Source organism: Lentzea kristufekii (assembly GCF_033949925.1).
GTDB classification, from domain to species: domain Bacteria; phylum Actinomycetota; class Actinomycetes; order Mycobacteriales; family Pseudonocardiaceae; genus Lentzea; species Lentzea kristufekii.
In genome coordinates this window covers 64,684-84,680 of the sequence record NZ_JAXAVV010000005.1, presented here as the reverse complement: position 1 = coordinate 84,680, position 19,997 = coordinate 64,684, and the positions used below count along the sequence as shown (strand labels likewise).

The window sequence follows — 19,997 nt, the reverse complement described above, 5'->3', positions numbered from 1 at the left end:
CCACAGCGGCACCCTAGGTCTGCTCGATCTCCCGCTGCAATGCGGTCCCCCGGAGGTACCAACGGTGAAACACGGGTAGTTACCCCCTAGGGCGCTTCCGGTCATCGCGTCAGTCTTGGAGGCTTGGGGAGGACGTGGCCGCGGGAGGGGACGGGATCATGGCCGGTAGCAGCCTCGAGGTCGACGTCCGGGAGCAGAACGGCGTGCTCGTCGTCCGGTTCAGCGGACGGCTCGACTGGGCGACGTACATGCGCGCGCAGGACGTGCTGCTCGACCACGCCACCAAAGAGCTCTTCGGCGTCGTGGTGGAGCTGGACGAGCTCGTCACCGAGTCTCCCGCACTGCTCGTGCTGTTCGACGTCGTGTGGCTGTCCGCGGCGCGCTGGCCGGGCATCTCGATGAGCATCGTCGTCAGCGACCACCAGCTGCGTTCCACGTTGGAGTCGCGTGGACTCCCCCGGCACATCCCGATGTATTCGACGACCACGGCCGCGGTGTCCGCGGTCGTGCGGCTCAAGCACGAGGACCGGGTGGACGCGCCGCTGCCGACGTGCCGCTGCCTGCCCCACGTGGCCGAGCGGATCACCGAACGCGCCTGCGAGAGGTGGGGCGTCCAGTCGATGCTCGACGTCGCGCCGCAGGTGGCCGTCGAGCTCGTGTCGCACATCGAGGACGACAGCCCTCTCGCGCTGCTGCTTCGTATGCGTGGGAACAAGTTGTCCGTCGCGGTGCGCACGACCGCACGCTTCGACCTCAAGCAGTGGCACATCATGCGGCACAACGTGGCGTCCATCGCCGTCTGCAACTTCACGATGGGCGAGACGCCCGCCGGGGGTGGGCGGCACGTCATCTGGGCCTTGCTCGACGTGCCGGAGGACAGCCGGCGACCCCCGAGCTACCTTCCGGAGACCGCCGTCTTCACCCGTCAGGCTTAACGCTTACGGGTCGTTCTGCGGGGCCGTTCTACTATCCGTCTTAGTGGGCGTACGTTGCCGCGACGCTCGTGCGGTAGGCCCTGAGGACCTGACGGTCCGCGGCCGCTTCCGACGAGTCCACACACTGGTGCAGCCAGCAACGATGCAGGGCGCACGTCACCCGTGAGCAGGGGTCGAGGCCCAACCGCTCAGCCAGGTCCTCGGCCCTGAGGACAGCTGTCAACGTCGTGTCCTCGACCTCGGAGGAGGTCACCAGCCGCAGGTGCGTGCGTCGCCTCATGAACAAAGCCTGCTCCCCGGACTTCGTCATGCCTACCCGCATTAATACCTGTTTAATCGCTACTTTCGGCCAATTCCACGTGGCACAGGGCCTCTTCTCAGCCGGACCTGGGCGCCCTACCCTCGGTTCAAAAGGCGGCGCAGGAGGTGTGCTCCATGGCGGATCCTGCGTACTTTCCTCCCCCGCACTCCAGCCGCATCGGTGCGAGCGACGTGGAGCAGTTGGAGTCGCAGACGCGATCGCTGCGTGCGGTGGACTACCAGTACGGCGGAGGCGCGTGCCGCGACGCGGTCGTGGTGCGGATCTACTGGGCGCAGCAGCTGCTGGCCGCCGAAGCCTCGGAAGGGGTGCGGGCGCGCCTGTTGTCCGCGGTCGCGGACCTGCACAACCTGGCAGGGTGGACGTCGTTCGACAGCGGCCAGGTCGGGGCCGCGTACCACCACTTCGACCGCGCGCTGGATTTCGCCCGTCACGACGAAGACCTGATCACCAACATCGTTTATCGGCGTGGGCGCGTGCATCTGCATCACGGCGCACCGGGTGATGCGCTGGCTTACTTCCAGAGGGGCGCTTTCGCGCCGTTGGCGGCGAGCATCATGTACGCGAACGAGGCGTGGGCGTACGCGCACCAGGCCCGTTCCACCGAGGCGTTGCGCGCGTTGGGCAAGGCACTGGACTCCTTCGCGTCCGCGGACCTGACGCACGTGCCCGACTGGGCGCGGTTCCACGACGAGACCGACCTGGCGGCGATGACCGGCACGGTCCACACCGAGCTCGGTGACACCCGTGCCGCGATCCCGGCGTTGCGGACGGCGATCGAGGACTTCGGGCCGGGGATGGCGCGCAGCCGGACGTTCTGCCTGATCTCGCTGGCCACGTGCCACTTCCTCGACGGCGACTTCGACGAGGGCCAGGCCGTGGGGATGCGGGCGGTGCGCGCGGCGGAGGAGCTGAAGTCGGAGCGGGTGTGGGACCGGATGCGCCCGATGGCGCAGGCGGCGGCCGTGCGCGGGATAGCCCTGCGTTGATCTTTGCAGAACCCGAACATTCGGCGGACCTCGTTCTGACCATGACCGGTCATCGTTCTGTGCCATGAACATTTCGCGAATCGGTGGGCTCGTGGCGGGAATGCTGCTGCTGGGCGCGGGGACCGCGTCGGCACAGGAACCGATCACGATCAGCCCGGAGAAGGTGCAGCAGATCTGCTCGAACCGCGTCCCGCGGGTCGAGGCCAAGGTCAAGGCGCTGACCGACAAGATCAACGGTGGCCCGGAGACGCTCGGTTCGAAGAAGTGGATCGAGCAGAAGGCCGCGGACGCCCGCAAGGCGGGCAACACGGCGCGCGCGGACGTGCTCGACGCGCGGCTGAAGCTGCGGGACGCGCAGCTCGTGAAGCTGGCGAAGGCCGGCGAGCGCGTCGCCAAGTTCAAGTCCGAGCACTGCGGGTCGAAGTGAGGTGGGTCGCCGCGGTCGTCCTGCTGTTCGCCCTGACGGCGTGCCGGGGCGAAGAGCCGGTGCCGGACCTCGATGATGTGGAATCAACGCTGAACAGCATCGAGTCGGACATCAACCAGCCGGGGTGAACGCGTGGAACGTGGCCTGGTGCTCGTCGTGGAGGACGAACCGGCGATCGCCGAACTGGTGGCGCTGTACCTGCGGCGCGACGGGTTCGGCGTGCACCTGGAGTCCTCGGGGGACGCGGCACTGGCCGCGGTCCGCTCGCTCTCGCCCGTGGCGGTGGTGCTGGACGTCGGCCTGCCCGTGCTGAACGGCATCGAGGTCTGCCGGGCCATGCGCGCGGCCGGAGACTGGACGCCGGTGCTGTTCGTGACGGCCCGAGACGACGAGGTGGACCGGTTGCTCGGGCTGGAACTGGGCGCCGACGACTACATCACCAAGCCCTTCAGCCCGCGCGAGCTGGCTCTGCGCGTGCGGACGGTGCTGCGTCGTTCGTCCGGCACCGTGTCGGACGTTCTGCAGGTGGGTTCCGTACGGCTCGACGTCGGCGAACGGCGAGCGTTCGCCGGTGACACAGAGGTCTCCTTGACCACAACGGAGTTCGGACTGCTTTCGTACCTGATGAAGAACCCGCGCCAGGTCTTCTCGCGCGAGCAACTCCTTTCGGCCGTGTGGGGCTACTCGTCCATGGCCGGCACCCGAACCGTCGACGTCCACGTGGCCCAGCTACGCGCCAAGTTCGGTGATCTCAGTCCAATTCGGACGGTGCGCGGCGTCGGCTACTCGGCGGACGCGTCGTGAACCTCGCGGGCAGAATAGCGTTGCTGTGCCTCGGAGTCGCGTTCGTGGCCGTGACCGTGGCGGGCTTCGTCTCGATGCGCCTGGTGCTCTCGACCTCGCAACAGGTGAGTCGCGAGTTCCTGCGCTCCCAGGCCGACGTGGCGGCGGGCCAGATCTCGAACAACCGCGTCGAGCAGATCCTGGAGGGCCAGGACATCGCGATCGTCCGGATCACCGCGTCCGGCGACGTCACCGGCGCCGACCGGGCCGCCGTCCGCGCGGTGCGCGCCGTCGACTACCGCGAGGTGCTGTCGGGTTCTCCTGTGTCCGGGGTGAGCGGCCGCCTGAACGTGGAAGCCCGTCCGTCGGGGGCGGGCGGCTTCGCCCTGGTCCAGGAGACCGAGACCAGCGGCACCTACCGCAAACTGGTGCGCAACATCCTCGGCGCCCTCGGCATAGGCCTGGCCGTGGCGTGCCTGGCAGGCCTGGCCCTGGGTTCCTTCCTGGCCCGCCCGCTGCGCCGAGTGGCCTCGGTCGCCCACTCGATGAGCGCGGGCCGCCGAGACCTGAGAGTCCCCATCTCCGGCACCCACGAACTGGCCGAGGTCAGCCAGGCGGTGAACTCCCTGGCGGACGCGTTGCAGCGCAGCGAATCCCGCCAACGCGACTTCCTCCTCTCCGTCTCCCACGAACTGCGCACGCCCCTCACGGCAGTCACGGGCTTCGCCGAATCCCTCGCGGACGGCGTGGTGTCCGGCGAACAGGTCGCCCCGGTGGGAACCGTGATCCTGGAGGAGTCCCGCCGCCTGGACCGCCTGGTCACAGACCTATTGGACCTGGCCCGCCTCGGCGCCGACGACTTCCGCCTGGACATGGCCGTGATCTCCCTGGAACCGGTGGTCCGCTCGGCCGCCGAGGTGTGGCACGCCCGCTGCCACGCCCGCGGAGTGCACTTCTCGCTGGAAGTCTCGTCCTCACCGGTGGTGTGGGCGGACGCACGCCGCCTGCGCCAGGTCATCGACGGCCTGCTGGAGAACGCCCTGCGCGTCACGCCCGCCGGCCACCCGGTCGTGCTCGCCCTGTCCACCGTCCTGGAGGTGCGGGACGGCGGCCCCGGCCTGGCCCCCGAGGACTACCCCGTGGCGTTCGACCGCGGGGTGCTGCACGCGCGGTACCAGGAGTCGCGGCCGGTCGGGACCGGCGTGGGGCTCGCGCTGGTGCACGGGCTGGTGACGCGGATGGGCGGGACGATCGTGGCGGGTCCGGCGGCGGAGGGCGGGGCGGCGTTCACCGTGACGCTGCGGCCGCCGGCTAACACGATCGGATGATGTTGCGATCTGTCCACCATGGGGGACACGACCGCTTGGCTGGTGTTGGCGGCAGGCGACGACCGTTCACGGGCTAGCAACGACGGTTACGACGACTTCCCGTCGTCGCACTACAGCTGGGACAGCAAGGTCCCGAACCACGAGGGCCCCAAGGCCGGTCACGTGATCGTGCTGCGGGACAAGCATCGGTTGCTCGGCGCCTCGGTCATCGAGTCGATCAAGCACGGCAAGAGCGAGAAGCCCACCTATCGCTGCGAGAAGTGCGGCAGCTCCAAGGTCGAGGTGCGCACCAGGATGGTTCCTCCCATCAAGTGCTACCGCGCCGGATGCGGTGCGGAGTTCGACCAGCTGACACCGCGGATGGTGGAGGTTGTCACCTACCGCACCAAGCACGACGTGGACTGGATGGACCTCTACGGTCGGATGAGCAGCAAGCAACTCCGTGAGCTCTGCCTGCAGCCCGGGTCACAGCACAGCATCCGTGAGCTCGACTACGACCGCTTCCGCGAGGCGATCGGATCGGTCCCCGCGCCGACCACCCTGAGCCGGATCGACGCGGCGGCGGAGTACGTGACCAGCGGCCACAAGAAGGCCTACGTGCGGGTGCGCGTCGGTCAGGAGGCGTTCCGCGGCGACCTGTTGACCAGGTACGGCAACGAGTGCGCGTTCACCGGGAACGCTCCACCCGCGGTCCTGGAGGCGGCGCACCTCTACAGCTACGCCGAAACCGGTGTGCACCACGCGGACGGCGGGTTCCTGATGCGTCGAGACATCCACCGGCTCTTCGACGAGGGCCTGCTGGCGGTGGATCCGAACACCCTGCACATCGACGTGCACCCGAACCTGGCGGACTACGACGAGTACACCAGGTTCCACGGCAAGCCCCTGCACCCGACGCCCACCAAGGGGCAGCGCGAGTGGCTGCGCAGGCACTGGGAGCAGATGCGGCCTACTTCGCCTGAGGCAGTTTGACCTTCTTCTTCGAGCCCGGCGACGAAGGCGGCGGCACCACGGGCCCGATGTCCCCGTCCGGCGCCTCGTCCAGATCCACGATCACCGGCGCGTGATCGCTGGGCCCGGTGCCCTTGCGCGCGTGCCGGTCGATCCACGCGGCCTTGGCCCGCGGTGCGACGGAGCCGGACGCGAGGATCAGGTCGATCCGCATGCCGAGGTCGCGGTGGAACATGCCGGCCCGGTAGTCCCAGTAGCTGAAGATCCGTTCGGTGGGCCAACGGTCGCGCACGACGTCGTGGAACCCCAACGCTTTGATGGCCTGCAATGCGGCGCGTTCGGGTTCGGTGACGTGGGTCTGACCGATGTAGGCCTCGGGGTCGAACAGGTCCGCGTCGGTCGGGGCGATGTTGATGTCACCGCACACCAGGGCGTCCGAAGGGCCTGCCTCCAGCACGTCGCGCAGTGCTGCCAACCACTCCAGCTTGTACTTGTAGTGGTCCGACTCCGGCTCACGGCCGTTCGGCACGTACAGCGAGTGGACGCGCACGCCGCCGCACGTCGCGGCTACGGCGCGTGCCTCGATGTGCGGAAAACCTGGTGCGCCCGCTACGCCTACCGCCACGTCGTCGAGGCCTACGCGGGAGAGGATGGCCACGCCGTTCCACTGGGTTTCGCCGAACAGGGCGAACTCGTAGCCGCGTTCCTCGAGGGCGTCTCCGAGCAACGTGGTGAAGGCGTCGTCGGCCAGTTTGGTCTCCTGCAGGCACACGACGTCCGGCTGCCGCTGGTCCAGCCACGGCAGCAGGCGGGGTACGCGTTGCTTGACGGAGTTCACGTTCCAGGTCGCCACTCGCACGCGCTCCACGGTAGTCAACGCGGCTAGAGCCCGCATGGAGCTAGACGCGCACAGGTGAGCGCAAACCGCGTGCTGCTACCCACGCGACGATGGGCAGCACTACGAGAGACAGCAGGCCCCACTGGAGGTTCCACACGCCCGCGATGGCACCGACGACCGGAGAGCCCAGGCCGCCGATGCTGACCGCGAGGCCGAGCGTGACGCCGCCGGCGGTGCCGAGGCGGTTGGGCAGGTAGTCCTGGCCGAGGGTGACGTGCAGCGAGAACGGCACGTACAGCGCCACGGCCGTGAGCGCGACCATCAGGTACACGGCCGGACCTGGTACCAACGCGACTCCAGCGACCGCGGGCACCGCGACCGCATAAGACACCTGGAGGACACGGACGCGTCCGAACCGTCCGGCCAGCACGCCGCCGAGCAACGTGCTCGCTGCACCGGCTCCGAACAGCACGACCAGCGCCGCCGCTCCGGCCGCCGGGCCGCCGCCGACGCGGTCGGTCACCCAGATCGCGAGGAACGTGCCGAGCCCGAACGTCACCATCGACCGCGCGACGATCACCACCGTCAGCCTGCTGAACTGACCCCAGTCGTCCCGGCCTGCCGAAGCCTGGGCCGTGGCGGCAGCGCCGTGCACCCCGCGCAGCGCCACCGTCGTCAACGCGCCTCCCACCAGCGCGGGAACCGCGAGCAACGGACTCCACGCGAGCCCGCCGAACGCCAGCACCGGCGTGACGAGCACGGGCCCCAGGGCGAACCCGACGTTGCCGCCCACCGCGAACCAGCTCATGCCGACGTGACTGTCCTGCGCGACGCGACGCGCGAGACGGGCGGCTTCGGGGTGGTACGCGGCGACACCGAGGCCCGACAACGCGATCGCGAGCCACGTCACCAGGTACGAGTCGCTCAGCCCGGACAACCCGATGCCCACGCCGGCGAGCGTCATGCCGGCAGGAACCAGCCACGGCATGGGCCGACGATCGGTCAACACCCCGAACAACGGTTGCACGACCGACGACAGCAGCGTCGCGGCGACGGTGATGCCCGCCGCCGCGACGTAGCCGTAGGAGCGTTCGGCGACGAGGAACGGGACGATGGCGGGAACGGCTCCCTGGTAGAGGTCGTTCACCGCGTGTCCGGCGACCAGGAGCGACATCCGCCGGCGAGAGTTGTTCACGCACCGAATCGTCGCGCCGGCCAGTGCGTTCGCGATTCCGATATTCTGCCGATGTATGTCGAATTCTCGCCATCTGCCGGCGGCGCCGACCACGAGCCGCGACCTGGCGGCCGCCGGTGGTGTCACCGCGCACTGGCACGACGAGCACCAGATCGTCTACGCCAGCCGCGGCGTCGTGGCCGTGCACACGGAGGCGTCACGCTGGATCGCGCCCGCGCACCGTGCGTTGTGGATCCCGTCCGGCACCGTGCACTCACATCGCGCGTACGGCGTCACACGGCTGCATTTCCTCGGGCTCAAGCAGAACCCGCTGAAGCTCCACGAGCCGACGGCACTCGCCGTCTCCCCTCTGCTGCGTGAGCTGCTCATCGCCTACACAGAGCGCACCGATCGAGAAACCCCTGCGGGCAAACGAATGCGTTCGGTACTGCTCGACCAACTGGCCGCCGCGTCCGAACAACCGGTGCGCGTCCCCGCCGCCCGCGACCCCAGGCTCGCGGCGGTCTGCGCGACGCTCGAGACCGACCCCTCGGACACACGCGGTCTCGAAGCGCTCGGCCGCGAGGCAGGCGCGAGCGGCAGGACGCTGACCAGGCTGTTCCGCGACGAGATGGGCATGACCTTCCCCCAGTGGCGCACGCAGGTGCGGCTCTACCACGCCCTGCGCCTGCTCGCCGAGGGCCAGCCCGTCACCGCCGTCGCCCTGCGGTGCGGATTCGCCACGTCGAGCGCGTTCATCGACGTCTTCCGCCGCTCCCTCGGCCACACTCCGGGTTCGTACCTCTAGAGCGTCGAGAACACCTCCTCCGCGCGGTCCCGCTTCACGAACATCTGCCACGCGGTCTCCGCGACGTCGTCCGGGTTCAGGGTGTGCCCGGCCAGTGAGCCGAACTGCTCGGGCATGGACTTCACCGTCTGGTGGATGTCGCCACGTTCGACCACGCCACCGATGGTGAGCGTGCCCGCGTACACGCCGTTCTCGGCCAACGCCGCGTTCAGCGTCACGGCGTAGTTGCGCAACGCGGCACTCGACAGCGCGAGCGCACCGAGCACCGGCATCGGCCGCACCGCGCTCAGCCCGCCGGCGAACAGCAGGCCACCCCCGCGCTCGACCACGCCCGGCAGCACGTGCTGGACGACGTCGACAGCCGGGTAGAGCCAGTTCATCGCGTCGCGGGCATCGTCGGACGTGGTCGACGTGATCTCACCGGGCATGTCCCTCAGATCGGTGGCACCAGGCCCGTAGTACACGACGTCCACCGGACCGACCTCGTCCAAAGTGGACAGCAGCTGCTCGCGGTCGCGGACGTCGACGGCGAACGCCCGCCCCTGCACGCCGGCGGCGGCGAGGGACTCCAGGTAGTCGCCGTGCCTATCACTGCGACGCGAGAGCAGCGCGACGTCGTAGCCCTCGCGCCCGAAGCGATGAGCGATGGACATGCCGAGCCCGGGACCGGCCCCGAGCACAACAGCGGTGGGAGACATGGGTTTCGTCCTTCCGAAGGCTAATTCGAGGCCACCCTCGACTTATGCCCGCCGACGCTACCACAGAAATCGAGGACGCCCTCGACTTAACGCCCGAGTAGGATCCGCCCCATGGTCACCGCGTCGAGGCCCCTGCGTGCGGACGCGGCACGAAACAGGGACAAGCTGCTGGCAGCGGCCGCGGAACTGTTCGCGGAACGCGGCCTCGACGTGCCCCTGGAACACATCGCCCGCAAGGCCGAGGTCAGCATCGGCACGCTGTACAAGCACTTCCCGACCCGCGACGACTTCGTGGCGCAGATCTTCCCGCAGCGCCTGGCCGCCCTGGACGTCATCGGCGGCAAGGCCCTGGCCGAACCGGACCCCTGGCAAGCCTTCGCCAGCTACCTGGACGACATCTACGCGTTGCAGGCGGAGGACCGGGGCCTCAACGACATCCTGGCCCGCGACCTGCCGAACGCCCCAGAGGTGGTCTCGGCCTGCCACCGCGGCGTCGGCCACGCGGGGATCCTGATCGACCGCGCCCTGGCGGCGGGCGTGCTGCGCGCCGACTACTCGATCACCGACCTGGCCACGCTGACCAGGGCGATGGCCCAGGTGATCCGCGACTCGCCCGGCGAGTGGCGGCGCTTCCTGTCGATCTACGTCGAAGGCCTGCGCGCGTAGGAAAGCGCCGCTGAACGCGGGTGGGGCCCCGGACATGTCCAGTCCAGGGCCCCGGTTTGCCGCCCATTTGCGCACACCAGCGACGTTTAAGAGTCGGATCAGTCCTTAGGTCGCCGCGCTCTTCCGTTGAGCTACGGCCGCACGGGTGAAGCGGCCAGCAGGATTCGAACCTGCACCTCGGCGAGTCTTGTCCGGTCTCGAGTGATCTGGCGTTCGGCGGAAATGCTGATTCTGGAGCGAGAGTCTGAGTGTGATCCCGGCTTGCCTCTACCGATTGGGCTACCCCGGCGTGATGGTGCCGGGAGGAGGATTCGAACCTCCACTGGTGACCGAGTGGTTCAGGCTGACGTTTCAGTTTCAGCTTCACGCTCCCTTGTGGGAGCGCATCCCCCGCGCTCCAGCGGGGGAGTCTGTGGACGCTATCGGAAGAGGTAGTCGAAGACGACCTCGCCGACGCGCTGGTCGGTGATCTCCAGGCTGTTGGCTTCCTCGCGAGCGAACTTCACCGCGTGCTGGAGCTTCTCGACCCGGTCGACGAGCTCGTTGACCCGCCGGGCGGGCAGCGCACCGGAGAACTTCACCGTGGTCCAGTACCCCACCGGAATGTCCTCGTAGTACACCTCGACCTGCGCCGGGTGCTTCTCCGTGGCCTCGGCCTTGACGTGGTTGCGCGGCACCTTCTTGGTGCGGATGGTCCGGACCTGCTCGGTCCGCCAGTAGTCGGCGGACTCGTCGAAGTTCCAGTCCTCGGCCGCGTCCAGCAGGGGCAGCTTCTTCACGAAGGTGTGCAGGTCGGTCAGCTGCTTCTCGAGGAACAGCAGGTACGACACCGGCACGTCGCGGAGCAACGTCCGCCCGTCGACCACCACGTCGGCCTTCGCGACGCAGTTGGCCCAGTCCTTGGTCGCCGTGACGTCGAAGAGCCGGGTCATCACGGCGGCGGTCTTCCGCAGCACGTCCTCGGCCTTGATCTGCACACGGGTGGACTCCGGCGGCAGCACCTCGCCGTCCTCGTCCTTCGGCTGGTACGTCCGGGAGATGCCGGCCAGCAGCGCGGGCTTCTGCAACCCGTGGTGCGCGTCCGTGAGATCCCGGAGCGTGCCGCCCTTGACACTCTTCTCCACCGCGATGATCTGGTTCAGCTTCGTCATGCCGCACCCCCCTTGGTCTCGCGCACCCTACCCACCGAAAAGCCGCGTCCGCACGCGATTTGACCTGGTGGAGGTGGTGGGGCAGGTGGGGCTCGAACCCACGACCTGACGGATTATGAGTCCGCTGCTCTGACCAGCTGAGCTACTGCCCCCCTCGCAGCCGCGGATCCCCCCGAGCCGCTGACACCGCGTGGTGGAGGATACCGATCAGTCCGAACGGGCCTTGCACACCCCCGTGGCGAGCGACACATAGGGTGGACGCGTGCGTTTGACCCTCCGCGACTTCACCCCGGCGGACGAGCCGGAGGTGCTGGCGCTGTTCGCCGACTGCGACGACTGGTTCCAGGCCGCCACGGGGCATCCGTCCGGGCCCGGTGACGTGCAGAGCCTCTTCTACGCGTTGCCCGAGGGGGCCGCGTTCGAGCAGAAGCACCTCCTGGTCGCGCAGGCGCAGGGCATGATCGGATTCGTGGACCTGGTGGTCGGCCACCCTGCGCGGGGTGAGGCGAGCATCGGGTTCTTCCTCGTGCCGAGGGACCTGCGCCGGTGGGGCATCGGCAGGGAGATGGCGAAGGCCCTGGCCGAGCGCTTCCCGGACGTCACGCGCGTGCACGTGCGGCTCGACGACTTCAAGCCCGGCAACGAGTTCCTGAAGGCGATGGGCTTCGCGTTCAACGGTCAGCGGGCCGTGCTGGAGATCGCGCCCAGGTCCGACGGCCGGTAGCCGCGCGGGTAGCCCGGGTAGGTGCGGTTGCGGGTGCTGGTGAGCTTCAGCGCCTTGCGCACCGGCATCCGGCGCACGACGAAAGCCCTCAGCCGCAACGCAAGCCGTCCCCAAGCCCCGACCCACGAAGGCGGCGCTGCGAACCCGAACGCTCGCACCATCGCCGGGTCCAGCATCGCGACCACGGCCCGTGCGACCACCGGACGCGCGACGGACGGGTACCACGAGCAGAACAGGTCCAGCGTGTACTGGCCGATGCGGCGGTTCGACGGCGCGAACACGAAGTGCTCCTGCTCGTAGGCCGTCTTGAAGGCCAGGAACTCGTCGTAGCCGGCCGGGATGTCCCTGATGCCCATGCGGGCGCCGACCGCGCGGTAGAAGTGGAACCCGGCCAGTTCTTCGTTGCGGGTCAGCGGACGCCAGCCGTAGCGGCGCAGCCAGTCGATCGGGTCGTAGATGAACGTCGACAGCACGTAGAGCATGTCGTCGTTCGAGATCTCGTAACGGCCGTGCTGGCGGTTGACGACGCGCAGTGCCTCACGGCCGCGTGCGGAGTCGTAGCCGTGCTCCACCAGTTCGGCCATCAGGACGGCCGTGTCGTCGTAGCGCTTCTGCGGGCGCCGTTCGAACTCTCCGGTGCGTTCCAGCAGGCCCGAGATCGTCGGGACGCAGTAGGTGCGGAACAGCGCCATTTCGAGGGACTTCTGGTAGTCCCACGGGAACTCCAGGCCGGCGGAGATGCGCATGATCTCCTCGTGCTCGGTCACGGGGTCGAGCGCGGAGATGCGGCGGAGGTTCGCGAAGCGGGTGGCCATCCGTCCAAGCTGGCTCAAGGCCCGACAAAGCACTAGGCCCCAGTCGGATGACTGGGGCCTAGTGGCTAAGCTCCCCCAACTGGACTCGAACCAGTAACCCTGCGATTAACAGTCGCATGCTCTGCCAATTGAGCTATGGGGGAATGTTCGGTTGTTCTAGCTCGTCAGGCTTGGTTCCTCCTGACAGTGGGTAACTCTACATGAGTCGCGAAAGGGGTTTTGCAAGCACCCCCCACTTGGCGGCAACATAGGCCATGACCAGGCACGATGCGAGAGGAGACGCCACATGAAGGGCATCTTGGTAGGTGCGGCGATCGGCTACGTGCTCGGCGCGAAGGCCGGACGGGAGCGTTACGACCAGATCGTGCGCCTCTGGCACCGCTTCACCGCCAACCCGACGGTGCGCAAGACGGCAGCCCAAGCCAAGGACAAGGCGTTCGAAGCCGCAGTTCAGGCGAAGGATCTGGCCACGGACGCCGCGGAAAAGGCAGCTGAGAAGGCTCCGTGGCGCCACCACGAGGAGACCAACGGCAAGGCCGCCACTCCTCCGATGACGCCCCGGAAGTGACGAGCTTCACACCTGGGCGACCGCGAAGATCCGCCTGAAGGGGAACCAAGTGGTGCCGTCGGCTCGCTGCGGGTACGCCTCACGCAGCCGCGGCGCCAGTTCCGCCACATAGGCGTCCCAGTCCGTTGAGGACAGTGCCGCGCGCACAGGCCGCAAAGCCGTGCCGCTCACCCATTCGAGCACCGGGTCCGGGCCGGAGAGCCGCTGCACGTACGTGGTCTCCCAGACGTCCGCGACGGCGCAGTCGCCGAGCAGGTCGGCGTACTCGACAGGGTCCAGAACCGGCTTCTCGGCACGGAAGACGTGCGCCAGGCCCTCCCCCGCCACCTCGCGGATCAGGCGGTGCGAAGCGTCCGCGTAGTTGCCGGGGACCTGGAACGCGAGCCACGCGCCGGACGGCAGGGCGGCGACCCACCTGGACACGATCGAGGGATGTGACACGACCCACTGGAGAACCGCGTTCGACACCACGACATCGGTGTCCGGCAACGGTTCCCACGTGGTCACGTCGTCCACGCGAGCGTCGACCCCGGCAGCACGTGCCGCCTCGACCATCTCCGGAGACGAGTCGAACGCCTCGACCACCGCGGAAGGCCACCGCGCGGACAGCGACGAGGTCAGGCTGCCGGGCCCGCAGCCCACGTCGACGACACGACGAGGCTCCGAAGCACGCACGCGCCCCACGAGTTCGTAGAACGGCCTCGCCCGGTGATCGGCGAAGGCCAAGTACTGCGCCGGATCCCACATGCGGCTAACAGTACACGCGTACTGCTAGCCCGCAAGCTTCGAAGCGAACACCGAAACGGCCTCGCGCACGGCTCCCAGATCCACGCCGGCGTCGCCGCGCGCCTGCCACACCACGCCGTCACGGCCGGGAATCTTGCGCTGCAGGATCCACACACCGGGCGACTCGACGCGCTCCCGCTCCCGGATCGACCCCTCGACGCGCTGGCTGATCGCCCGCAGCACCCGCCGCGGGTCGTCCAGTGCGAACCGTTGCGCGGGAAGGTCCTCCAGCAGCACGACGGGCCCTTCGACGGAGGCCTCGACCGCCTCCACGACCCGCAGCGCGCCCTCCCACTTCACCTTGCTGATCAGGTGCCAGCCGATCCGCCGCGGTTCGTCACCCGGCACCCACAGCCCGAGCGACGTCACCACGATGTGCCCGCCCGTCTGCACGGGCGCGTGCGCGATCACGGTCTCGTCGTTCTCCAGCGAACCGGTGAAGCCGTCCGGCGCACCGTTGCCGAACAACCGTTGGAACAACCCCACTACAGCACTCCAGCACTCTGCTGCAGGAGCGCCTTGCGGTACTCCTCCAGCGCCACCAGGTCTCCCCACAGCGCCCGGTACTCGTCGGCGTCCTTGATCGGGGACAGCCGCCTCAGCCGCGACTTCACGTCCTCGACCTGCTTGCCGACCTGGACCTCCTGCAGCCGCGCGATGACCATCGACACGTAGCGGAACTCGTCGTTCTGCTTGACGGCCAACGGTTCCACCGCGAGCTCGGTCAGCACCGACCGCACCGACGCGTGCGAACACGCCTGCGAGATCGCGTCCAGGTACGCCGAACCCTCGAGGCCGCAGGACGCGCCACCGGCCGCGCGGATCGCCCGGTGCAGCGCCACGTACGCCGGGTCGGTGAAGGACTCGTCCGGCAGCGAGTCGTACAGCGGACCGGCGTACTCGGGCAGCCGGAGCGCGATCTTGAGCACCTCGCGTTCGGGCACGAGCCGGGGGTCGCGCGGGTTCGGCCGGGGCGGGCCGTCGACCTCCACGCCCAGCGCCATCTGGTTCGGGTCGACGCGCTGGGCGGTGGCGACCGGCGCCTTGCCGCTGGAGACCTGGCGGACCCGGCGCACGACCATCGCCTCGTCGTCCCAGCCCACCCACCAGGCGAGCCGCGTCGCGTAGCCGTCGCGCTTGGCCCTGTCCTTGATCTGCGCGACGAACGGCACCATCTTCTTCAGGGCCTCGACGCGGCCGTCCACGGAGTCGAGGTCGTAGGTCTTGAGCTGGGCCTTGATCGCGAACTCGATCAACGGGATGCGCCGCGCCACCAGGTCGCGCACCGCCACGTCGCCCTTGGCCTGCCGCAGCTCGCACGGGTCCATGCCGTCCGGCGCCACCGCGATGTAGGTCTGCGCGGAGAAGTGCTGCTCCCCGTCGAACGCCTTCAGCGCGGCCTTCTGGCCCGCCTCGTCGCCGTCGAAGGTGAAGATGACCTCGCCGTTGACGTCGTCGTCGATCAGCAGCCTGCGCAGCACGTTCATGTGGTCCGTGCCGAACGCCGTGCCGCAGGAGGCGACCGCCGTCGGCACGCCGGCCAGGTGCATCGCCATCACGTCGGTGTAGCCCTCGACGATGACCGCCTGCTTGCGCTTGGCGATCTCGCGCTTGGCCTGGTCGAGCCCGAACAGCACCTGCGACTTCTTGTAGATCATCGACTCGCTGGTGTTGAGGTACTTCGCCTGGATCGGGTCGTCGTCGAAGATCCGCCGCGCGCCGAACCCGACGACGTCTCCGCTGATCTCCTTGATGGGCCACAGCAACCGCCGGTGGAACCGGTCGATCGGCCCCTGGCGGCCCTCCTTGGTGAGCTGCGACTTGATCAGCTCCTGAAGCTCGAACCCGCGGCCGAGCAGGTGCTTCGTGAGCTTGTCCCAGCCGCCGGGCGCGAAACCGCAGCCGAACTGGCGTGCGGCGGCCTCGTCGAAGCCGCGCTCGGCCAGGAACTCGCGCGCCGCCTGCGCCTCGGGCGTCGCGAGCTGCTCGGCGTAGTACTCGGCGGCCGCCTTGTGCGCCTCGATGAGCCTGCTGCGGGTGCCGCGGTCGCGCTGGATCGTGGCGCCGCCGCCCTCGTAGGTGAGCTGGATGCCCGCCCGGTCCGCGAGCCGCTCGACGGCCTCCACGAACGACAGGTGCTCGACCTTCATCACGAAGGCGATGACGTCGCCGCCCTCGCCGCAGCCGAAGCAGTGGAACGTGCCGTGCGACGGACGCACGTTGAACGACGGCGACTTCTCGTCGTGGAACGGGCACAACCCCTTGAGAGCTCCGCCGCCGGCCCGCTTCAGCGAAACCTGGTCACCGACGACCTCGTCGATACGGCTGCGCTCACGCACCAATGCGATGTCGCTCTCCCTGATGCGTCCTGCCACGCGTCCGAGTCTAATCCCCTGGCAAACTGCCAACCGTGACCACCGCCGACGTCTTCGGACTCCACCGCACGCACCTGATCGGCGTCGCGTACCGCCTGACCGGCAGCTTCGCCGACGCCGAGGACGCCGTGCAGGAGGCGTGGCCGCGGTTCGCGAAGGCCGAGGGCGTGCAGGACGCGCGCGGCTGGCTCACGACCGTCGTCAGCCGCATCTGCCTCGACCGGCTGCGCTCGGCCGCCGTGCGCCGCGAGACGTACGTGGGCTCGTGGCTGCCCGAGCCGCTGCTCACGACCGGCGAGGACGACCCGCTGGCGAGCGTGGTGCAGTCCGACGGTGTGCGGATGGCCGCACTGGTGGTGCTCGACAGGCTCACGCCGGACCAGCGCGTCGCGTTCGTGCTGCACGACGCGTTCTCCTTGCCGTTCAACGAGATCGCCGACGTGCTGCAGGTCTCGGAGGCGGCCGCGCGCAAGCACGCCTCCCGCGCCCGCAAGGCCGTCGCGGACGCCGATCCGCCGCCCCGTGCCGCGCTGGCCGAGCAGCAGGAGGTGCTGGAGAAGTTCCTGCGGGCCATGGCGAGCGGGGACATCGACGGCGTGCTCGAACTGCTGCACCCCGACGCGGTGATGATCGGCGACGGCGGCGGCAAGGTGCGCACGGCGGTCAACACGGTCTCCGGCGCGGACAAGGTCGCTCGCTTCTTCCTCGGCCTGATGCGCAAGTACGGCTACCCGGAGGAGCACCGGCCGGTGTTCGTCAACGGCGAACTGGGCGTGCTCATGCCCGCGTACGGCGAGGTGACGGCGCGCGTGACGGCGTTCACCGTGCACGACGGCAAGGTCGCGGCCGTCTACGACATCGCGAACCCGGACAAGCTGACCCACGTGGCGTTCTGACCCGCTTTTGGTCTGGACCACAACTGGAACCGGGATCGTTCCGGCGCTAACGTTCGGCCCGCTGGTCAGCCCAAGCCCCCTGCCGCGGGTTGCAACCACCGGAGTTCGAACATGCCCGAACACGACATCCCCTCACGCCGGGCGTTCCTGGCGACCGGTGCGGCCGCCGTGGTCGCACTGACCGCCGCCGGCGCCACCACGGCGCGCAGCGCGCCCCTTCCCCTGACCCCGACCTGCGTCGATGACGACGACACCCCGTCGAACATCGAGGGTCCCTACTTCAAGCGGAACTCCCCGCAGCGCACGAACCTGCGCACGCCCGGCGTCACCGGGATCGTGCTCAGCATCACCGGGTTCGTCTACACCATGAAGTGCCAGCCGATCCCCAACGCGCTGCTGGACTTCTGGCAGGCGGACGCCCGGGGCGTGTACGACAACACCACGTTCAAGATGCGCGGCCACCAGTTCACCAACGCCTCCGGCGCGTACGTGCTGGAGACGATCGTGCCCAAGGACTACCCCGGCCGCACACCGCACATCCACGTCAAGGCCCAGCCACGCGGTGGCCGGATCCTCACCACGCAGCTGTTCTTCCCGGACAACCTCAGGGCGTACGGGATGAACGTGCCCTACCTGAACCGGCGCGACGCCTACCTCGACCGCGAGTGCGAGGTCGAGCTCGGGCCGCTCGTCGGCAACCGCTACACCGCCAAGTTCGACTTCGTCCTGGAAACCTGAACCACCAGCCCGAAATTCACCAGCGCATCCGCAGCAGCTTCCCGACGTCGCGGAGCTTCGGGATCGCGCTGACGACCTTCATCTGGATCCTGCCGGACCTGGGCAACGCGTCCAGGTGCGGCAGGTCCACGCTGCGCCAGGAGTCCACAGTGGTCAGTCCGGGGTGCAGCGCCTCGATCTCGCGCGGATCGTCGACGCCCCAGTGCAAGGTGGCGCCGGCGTTGCGCACAGCCGGCACGAGCTTCTGCAGCTTGATCCCCCATGAGCCGTAGACGTCGAACAGCAGCTCACCGCCGGAGAACCGGCTGGTGATCCTGCTGATCAACGCGTGCCCCTCCGCCTGCGTGAGGTACATCGAGAGCCCCTCGAACACCGCCACGACCGGACGATCCGCGGGCACTTCGGCGAGCCACGCGTCCTCGGTGACCGACGACGCCACGAGCCGGTAGTCACCCCGAGGTTCGGGCAAGAGCTTGTGGCGCAACGCAACGACGTCCGGCATGTCGACGTCGACCCACCGCACGGTGTCCGGCCGTTCGACGCGGTGTGCGCGGGTGTCCAGGCCACAGGCCAGGTGCAGCACGGTGCAGGACGGGGTGCGCCGCAGGAACTCACGCGCCCAGTCGTCGAGCACCCTGCCGCGGATGGCGACACCGACCGCGGTGATCGTGTTCATCCCGGTCTTGGCGAAGTCGTAGTCGATGCGGTCGACGGCGCGCTTCGCCTCGGTGTCGTGCAGCACGGACGCGGGGCGCTCGCTGTCGAGCGCACGGCCGTACAGCGTGGCGAGCATGGTCTCCTGCGCGCCCGTCAGGGTGACTTTCTCCACGTCACACCGTCTCTCCCCGGCGGATGACGTAGGTGAAGCTCTCCCAGTCGTCACCGGCCATGTCGTCGGGAACGATGTTGACGACCTGCGAGCCGCAGTGCGCGAAGAGCAGCCGGACGAGGTTCGTGTCGACGCCGAACATCTCGATGCCGCCGTCCTTGCGCTGGTGGGGCGCCTGCTGGGCCGCGATGACGACCTCCTGCCCGGCGCCGGACGGGGACGCGGTGGCGACGGCGTCGGGCACCACGGTCACCTCGGTCCGGGTCGGCGTGCTGCCGACCGCGGCCCACCAGGTCACGGCCTCCTGCACGACGTCCAGCTCGAGGTGGTACTCCCCGGTCTCCTCCGGCGCGACGATCTCCAGCTCCAGCTCGACGGCGGCACCGGGCGCGAGGTCGTGCGGCAGGTCGGCGCGCCCGTCGTCCCAGGTGACCGGCTCGTCGCCCTTGAGCCAGTGGTTGCCGAGCCTGATCAGCTGGCCGGACGGCCAGGTGTGCGCGCTGACGTTGGTGACCCGGGCCCGCACGGTCACGGTCTGACCGACTCCGACGGGGGTGGGCACGTCGATCAGCTCGATGCTCGCCCGCATGCCCTCCGCCGACAGCTCCTCGCGCTTGGTGGGCCGGCAGGGGAGCTGGAACACGAGCACGCCGCCCGGCCGGACGACCCGCTGCAGTTCGAGCAGGGCCTGCACCTGCAGGGCGGGCGGCGAGTGCTGCAGGGAGATGAGGCTGAGCGCCGAGTCGAACGACTCGTCGGCGAAGGGCAGCCGGTACCCGTCGTAGGCGACGAAGCTGACCCGGTCGGGGAACTGGTTGATCCGGTTCGCCTCGTCGACCATCGACTGCGCGACGTCGACGCCCACGACCTCGTGCACGTGCGCGGCGAGCGCGTTGGACAGCCGTCCGGCGCCGCACCCGAGGTCGACCACCCGTTCCCCGAACGACAGCCCGGCCTCGTCGACGAGCTTGCGCACCGAGGCGATGGGCCCCGTCGCGGTGGCGAGGAACTCGTCGAGCTCCCAGCCGCCGTTGCGCCGCTCCGGATCGGTGAGCACCGCCCACAGCGGGTCGACCCGTCCGAGGTCCTCCCAGGTGGACTTGAATCGATCGACCGGCATGCCGCTACTCCCCAGATGCTTGGCGTGGTTCGCCAACGGACTCTATCCGCCCGGCTCGGTCAGCGTGCGCGATCCGAGC

The 19,997-nt window shown here is 69.0% G+C and carries 24 protein-coding genes and 2 tRNA genes; 13 read left to right on the top strand and 13 right to left on the bottom strand.

Annotated features, from left to right (window positions below; genetic code table 11):
- Positions 1-158: 158 nt before the first annotated feature.
- On the top strand, positions 159-935 hold the full coding sequence (locus tag SK571_RS11955) for an STAS domain-containing protein (RefSeq protein WP_319984114.1): 777 nt from the start codon (positions 159-161) through the stop codon (positions 933-935).
- Between the two features lie 40 nt (positions 936-975).
- On the opposite strand, the gene SK571_RS11950 is transcribed toward SK571_RS11955, so the two are convergent.
- Positions 976-1,215: a hypothetical protein gene (locus tag SK571_RS11950; protein ID WP_319984113.1), complete on the bottom strand. Its 240-nt coding sequence runs from the start codon at positions 1,213-1,215 to the stop codon at positions 976-978.
- A gap of 155 nt (positions 1,216-1,370) precedes the next feature.
- Here SK571_RS11950 and SK571_RS11945 point away from each other — a divergent pair, with 155 nt between their 5' ends.
- The 6 genes from SK571_RS11945 (at position 1,371) to SK571_RS11920 (ending at position 5,753) form a co-directional block, all read left to right on the top strand.
- Positions 1,371-2,243, top strand: coding sequence for a hypothetical protein (locus SK571_RS11945; protein WP_319984112.1), 873 nt, complete (start codon positions 1,371-1,373; stop codon positions 2,241-2,243).
- 64 nt (positions 2,244-2,307) lie between these two features.
- Positions 2,308-2,670, top strand: coding sequence for a hypothetical protein (locus tag SK571_RS11940; protein ID WP_266042481.1), 363 nt, complete (start codon positions 2,308-2,310; stop codon positions 2,668-2,670).
- Complete coding sequence (locus SK571_RS11935; protein WP_319984111.1) at positions 2,667-2,798, top strand: hypothetical protein; 132 nt, start codon at positions 2,667-2,669, stop codon at positions 2,796-2,798. Before SK571_RS11940 ends, SK571_RS11935 begins: the two co-directional genes overlap by 4 nt.
- A 4-nt stretch (positions 2,799-2,802) precedes the next feature.
- Positions 2,803-3,474 carry a response regulator transcription factor gene (locus SK571_RS11930; protein WP_319984110.1) on the top strand — a complete coding sequence of 224 codons (672 nt, stop codon included), beginning with the start codon at positions 2,803-2,805 and terminating at the stop codon, positions 3,472-3,474.
- Positions 3,471-4,781, top strand: coding sequence for a HAMP domain-containing sensor histidine kinase (locus SK571_RS11925; RefSeq protein ID WP_319984109.1), 1,311 nt, complete (start codon positions 3,471-3,473; stop codon positions 4,779-4,781). The genes SK571_RS11930 and SK571_RS11925 overlap by 4 nt, the downstream gene beginning before the upstream one ends.
- 18 nt (positions 4,782-4,799) lie before the next feature.
- Positions 4,800-5,753, top strand: coding sequence for an HNH endonuclease (locus tag SK571_RS11920; protein ID WP_319984108.1), 954 nt, complete (start codon positions 4,800-4,802; stop codon positions 5,751-5,753).
- Here the strand turns inward: SK571_RS11920 and SK571_RS11915 are convergent.
- Both SK571_RS11915 and SK571_RS11910 read right to left on the bottom strand, forming a co-directional pair.
- Positions 5,731-6,600: an exodeoxyribonuclease III gene (locus tag SK571_RS11915; RefSeq protein WP_319984107.1), complete on the bottom strand. Its 870-nt coding sequence runs from the start codon at positions 6,598-6,600 to the stop codon at positions 5,731-5,733. The genes SK571_RS11920 and SK571_RS11915 overlap by 23 nt on opposite strands.
- Positions 6,601-6,631: 31 nt before the next feature.
- Positions 6,632-7,765, bottom strand: coding sequence for an MFS transporter (locus tag SK571_RS11910; protein WP_319984106.1), 1,134 nt, complete (start codon positions 7,763-7,765; stop codon positions 6,632-6,634).
- A gap of 55 nt (positions 7,766-7,820) precedes the next feature.
- On the opposite strand from SK571_RS11910, the gene SK571_RS11905 reads away from it, so the two are divergent.
- Positions 7,821-8,552, top strand: coding sequence for an AraC family transcriptional regulator (locus SK571_RS11905; protein WP_319984105.1), 732 nt, complete (start codon positions 7,821-7,823; stop codon positions 8,550-8,552).
- Here SK571_RS11905 and SK571_RS11900 read toward each other — a convergent pair.
- Positions 8,549-9,250: an SDR family NAD(P)-dependent oxidoreductase gene (locus SK571_RS11900; RefSeq protein ID WP_319984104.1), complete on the bottom strand. Its 702-nt coding sequence runs from the start codon at positions 9,248-9,250 to the stop codon at positions 8,549-8,551. The two genes, SK571_RS11905 and SK571_RS11900, sit on opposite strands and share 4 nt — an antisense overlap.
- A 111-nt stretch (positions 9,251-9,361) precedes the next feature.
- Between SK571_RS11900 and SK571_RS11895 the strand changes: the two genes are divergently transcribed.
- Entirely contained in the window at positions 9,362-9,916 is a 555-nt protein-coding gene (locus tag SK571_RS11895; protein ID WP_319984103.1) for a TetR/AcrR family transcriptional regulator, read from the top strand.
- Positions 9,917-10,335: 419 nt separating this feature from the next.
- Here the strand turns inward: SK571_RS11895 and SK571_RS11890 are convergent, their stop codons facing one another.
- Entirely contained in the window at positions 10,336-11,067 is a 732-nt protein-coding gene (locus SK571_RS11890; protein WP_319984102.1) for a DUF7873 family protein, read from the bottom strand.
- A gap of 74 nt (positions 11,068-11,141) precedes the next feature.
- A tRNA-Ile gene (locus SK571_RS11885) sits at positions 11,142-11,219 on the bottom strand.
- A 110-nt stretch (positions 11,220-11,329) separates the two neighbouring features.
- On the opposite strand from SK571_RS11885, the gene SK571_RS11880 reads away from it, so the two are divergent.
- Positions 11,330-11,791: a GNAT family N-acetyltransferase gene (locus SK571_RS11880; RefSeq protein ID WP_319984101.1), complete on the top strand. Its 462-nt coding sequence runs from the start codon at positions 11,330-11,332 to the stop codon at positions 11,789-11,791.
- Here SK571_RS11880 and SK571_RS11875 read toward each other — a convergent pair.
- Positions 11,746-12,606 carry an oxygenase MpaB family protein gene (locus SK571_RS11875; protein WP_319984100.1) on the bottom strand — a complete coding sequence of 287 codons (861 nt, stop codon included), beginning with the start codon at positions 12,604-12,606 and terminating at the stop codon, positions 11,746-11,748. The two genes, SK571_RS11880 and SK571_RS11875, sit on opposite strands and share 46 nt — an antisense overlap.
- A gap of 70 nt (positions 12,607-12,676) precedes the next feature.
- A tRNA-Asn gene (locus tag SK571_RS11870) sits at positions 12,677-12,749 on the bottom strand.
- A 143-nt stretch (positions 12,750-12,892) separates the two neighbouring features.
- Here SK571_RS11870 and SK571_RS11865 point away from each other — a divergent pair.
- Complete coding sequence (locus SK571_RS11865) at positions 12,893-13,174, top strand: YtxH domain-containing protein (protein WP_266042505.1); 282 nt, start codon at positions 12,893-12,895, stop codon at positions 13,172-13,174.
- A gap of 6 nt (positions 13,175-13,180) precedes the next feature.
- Here SK571_RS11865 and SK571_RS11860 read toward each other — a convergent pair whose 3' ends face one another.
- From SK571_RS11860 to dnaG, 3 genes are read right to left on the bottom strand one after another with little or no spacing between them, the layout of a single operon-like run.
- Positions 13,181-13,921 carry a trans-aconitate 2-methyltransferase gene (locus tag SK571_RS11860; protein WP_319984099.1) on the bottom strand — a complete coding sequence of 247 codons (741 nt, stop codon included), beginning with the start codon at positions 13,919-13,921 and terminating at the stop codon, positions 13,181-13,183.
- Positions 13,922-13,945: 24 nt separating this feature from the next.
- Positions 13,946-14,446 carry a hypothetical protein gene (locus tag SK571_RS11855; protein WP_319984098.1) on the bottom strand — a complete coding sequence of 167 codons (501 nt, stop codon included), beginning with the start codon at positions 14,444-14,446 and terminating at the stop codon, positions 13,946-13,948.
- Positions 14,446-16,335 carry a DNA primase gene (gene dnaG, locus SK571_RS11850; RefSeq protein WP_319984097.1) on the bottom strand — a complete coding sequence of 630 codons (1,890 nt, stop codon included), beginning with the start codon at positions 16,333-16,335 and terminating at the stop codon, positions 14,446-14,448. Before dnaG ends, SK571_RS11855 begins: the two co-directional genes overlap by 1 nt.
- 35 nt (positions 16,336-16,370) lie before the next feature.
- On the opposite strand from dnaG, the gene SK571_RS11845 reads away from it, so the two are divergent.
- Complete coding sequence (locus tag SK571_RS11845) at positions 16,371-17,231, top strand: sigma-70 family RNA polymerase sigma factor (RefSeq protein ID WP_319984096.1); 861 nt, start codon at positions 16,371-16,373, stop codon at positions 17,229-17,231.
- A gap of 111 nt (positions 17,232-17,342) precedes the next feature.
- Entirely contained in the window at positions 17,343-17,969 is a 627-nt protein-coding gene (locus SK571_RS11840; RefSeq protein ID WP_319984095.1) for a dioxygenase family protein, read from the top strand.
- A gap of 16 nt (positions 17,970-17,985) precedes the next feature.
- Here the strand turns inward: SK571_RS11840 and SK571_RS11835 are convergent, their stop codons facing one another.
- Together SK571_RS11835 and SK571_RS11830 are read right to left on the bottom strand one after the other, a co-directional pair.
- On the bottom strand, positions 17,986-18,798 hold the full coding sequence (locus SK571_RS11835) for a class I SAM-dependent methyltransferase (protein WP_319984094.1): 813 nt from the start codon (positions 18,796-18,798) through the stop codon (positions 17,986-17,988).
- 1 nt (position 18,799) lies between these two features.
- Complete coding sequence (locus tag SK571_RS11830; RefSeq protein WP_319984093.1) at positions 18,800-19,918, bottom strand: class I SAM-dependent methyltransferase; 1,119 nt, start codon at positions 19,916-19,918, stop codon at positions 18,800-18,802.
- Positions 19,919-19,997 lie beyond the last annotated feature (79 nt).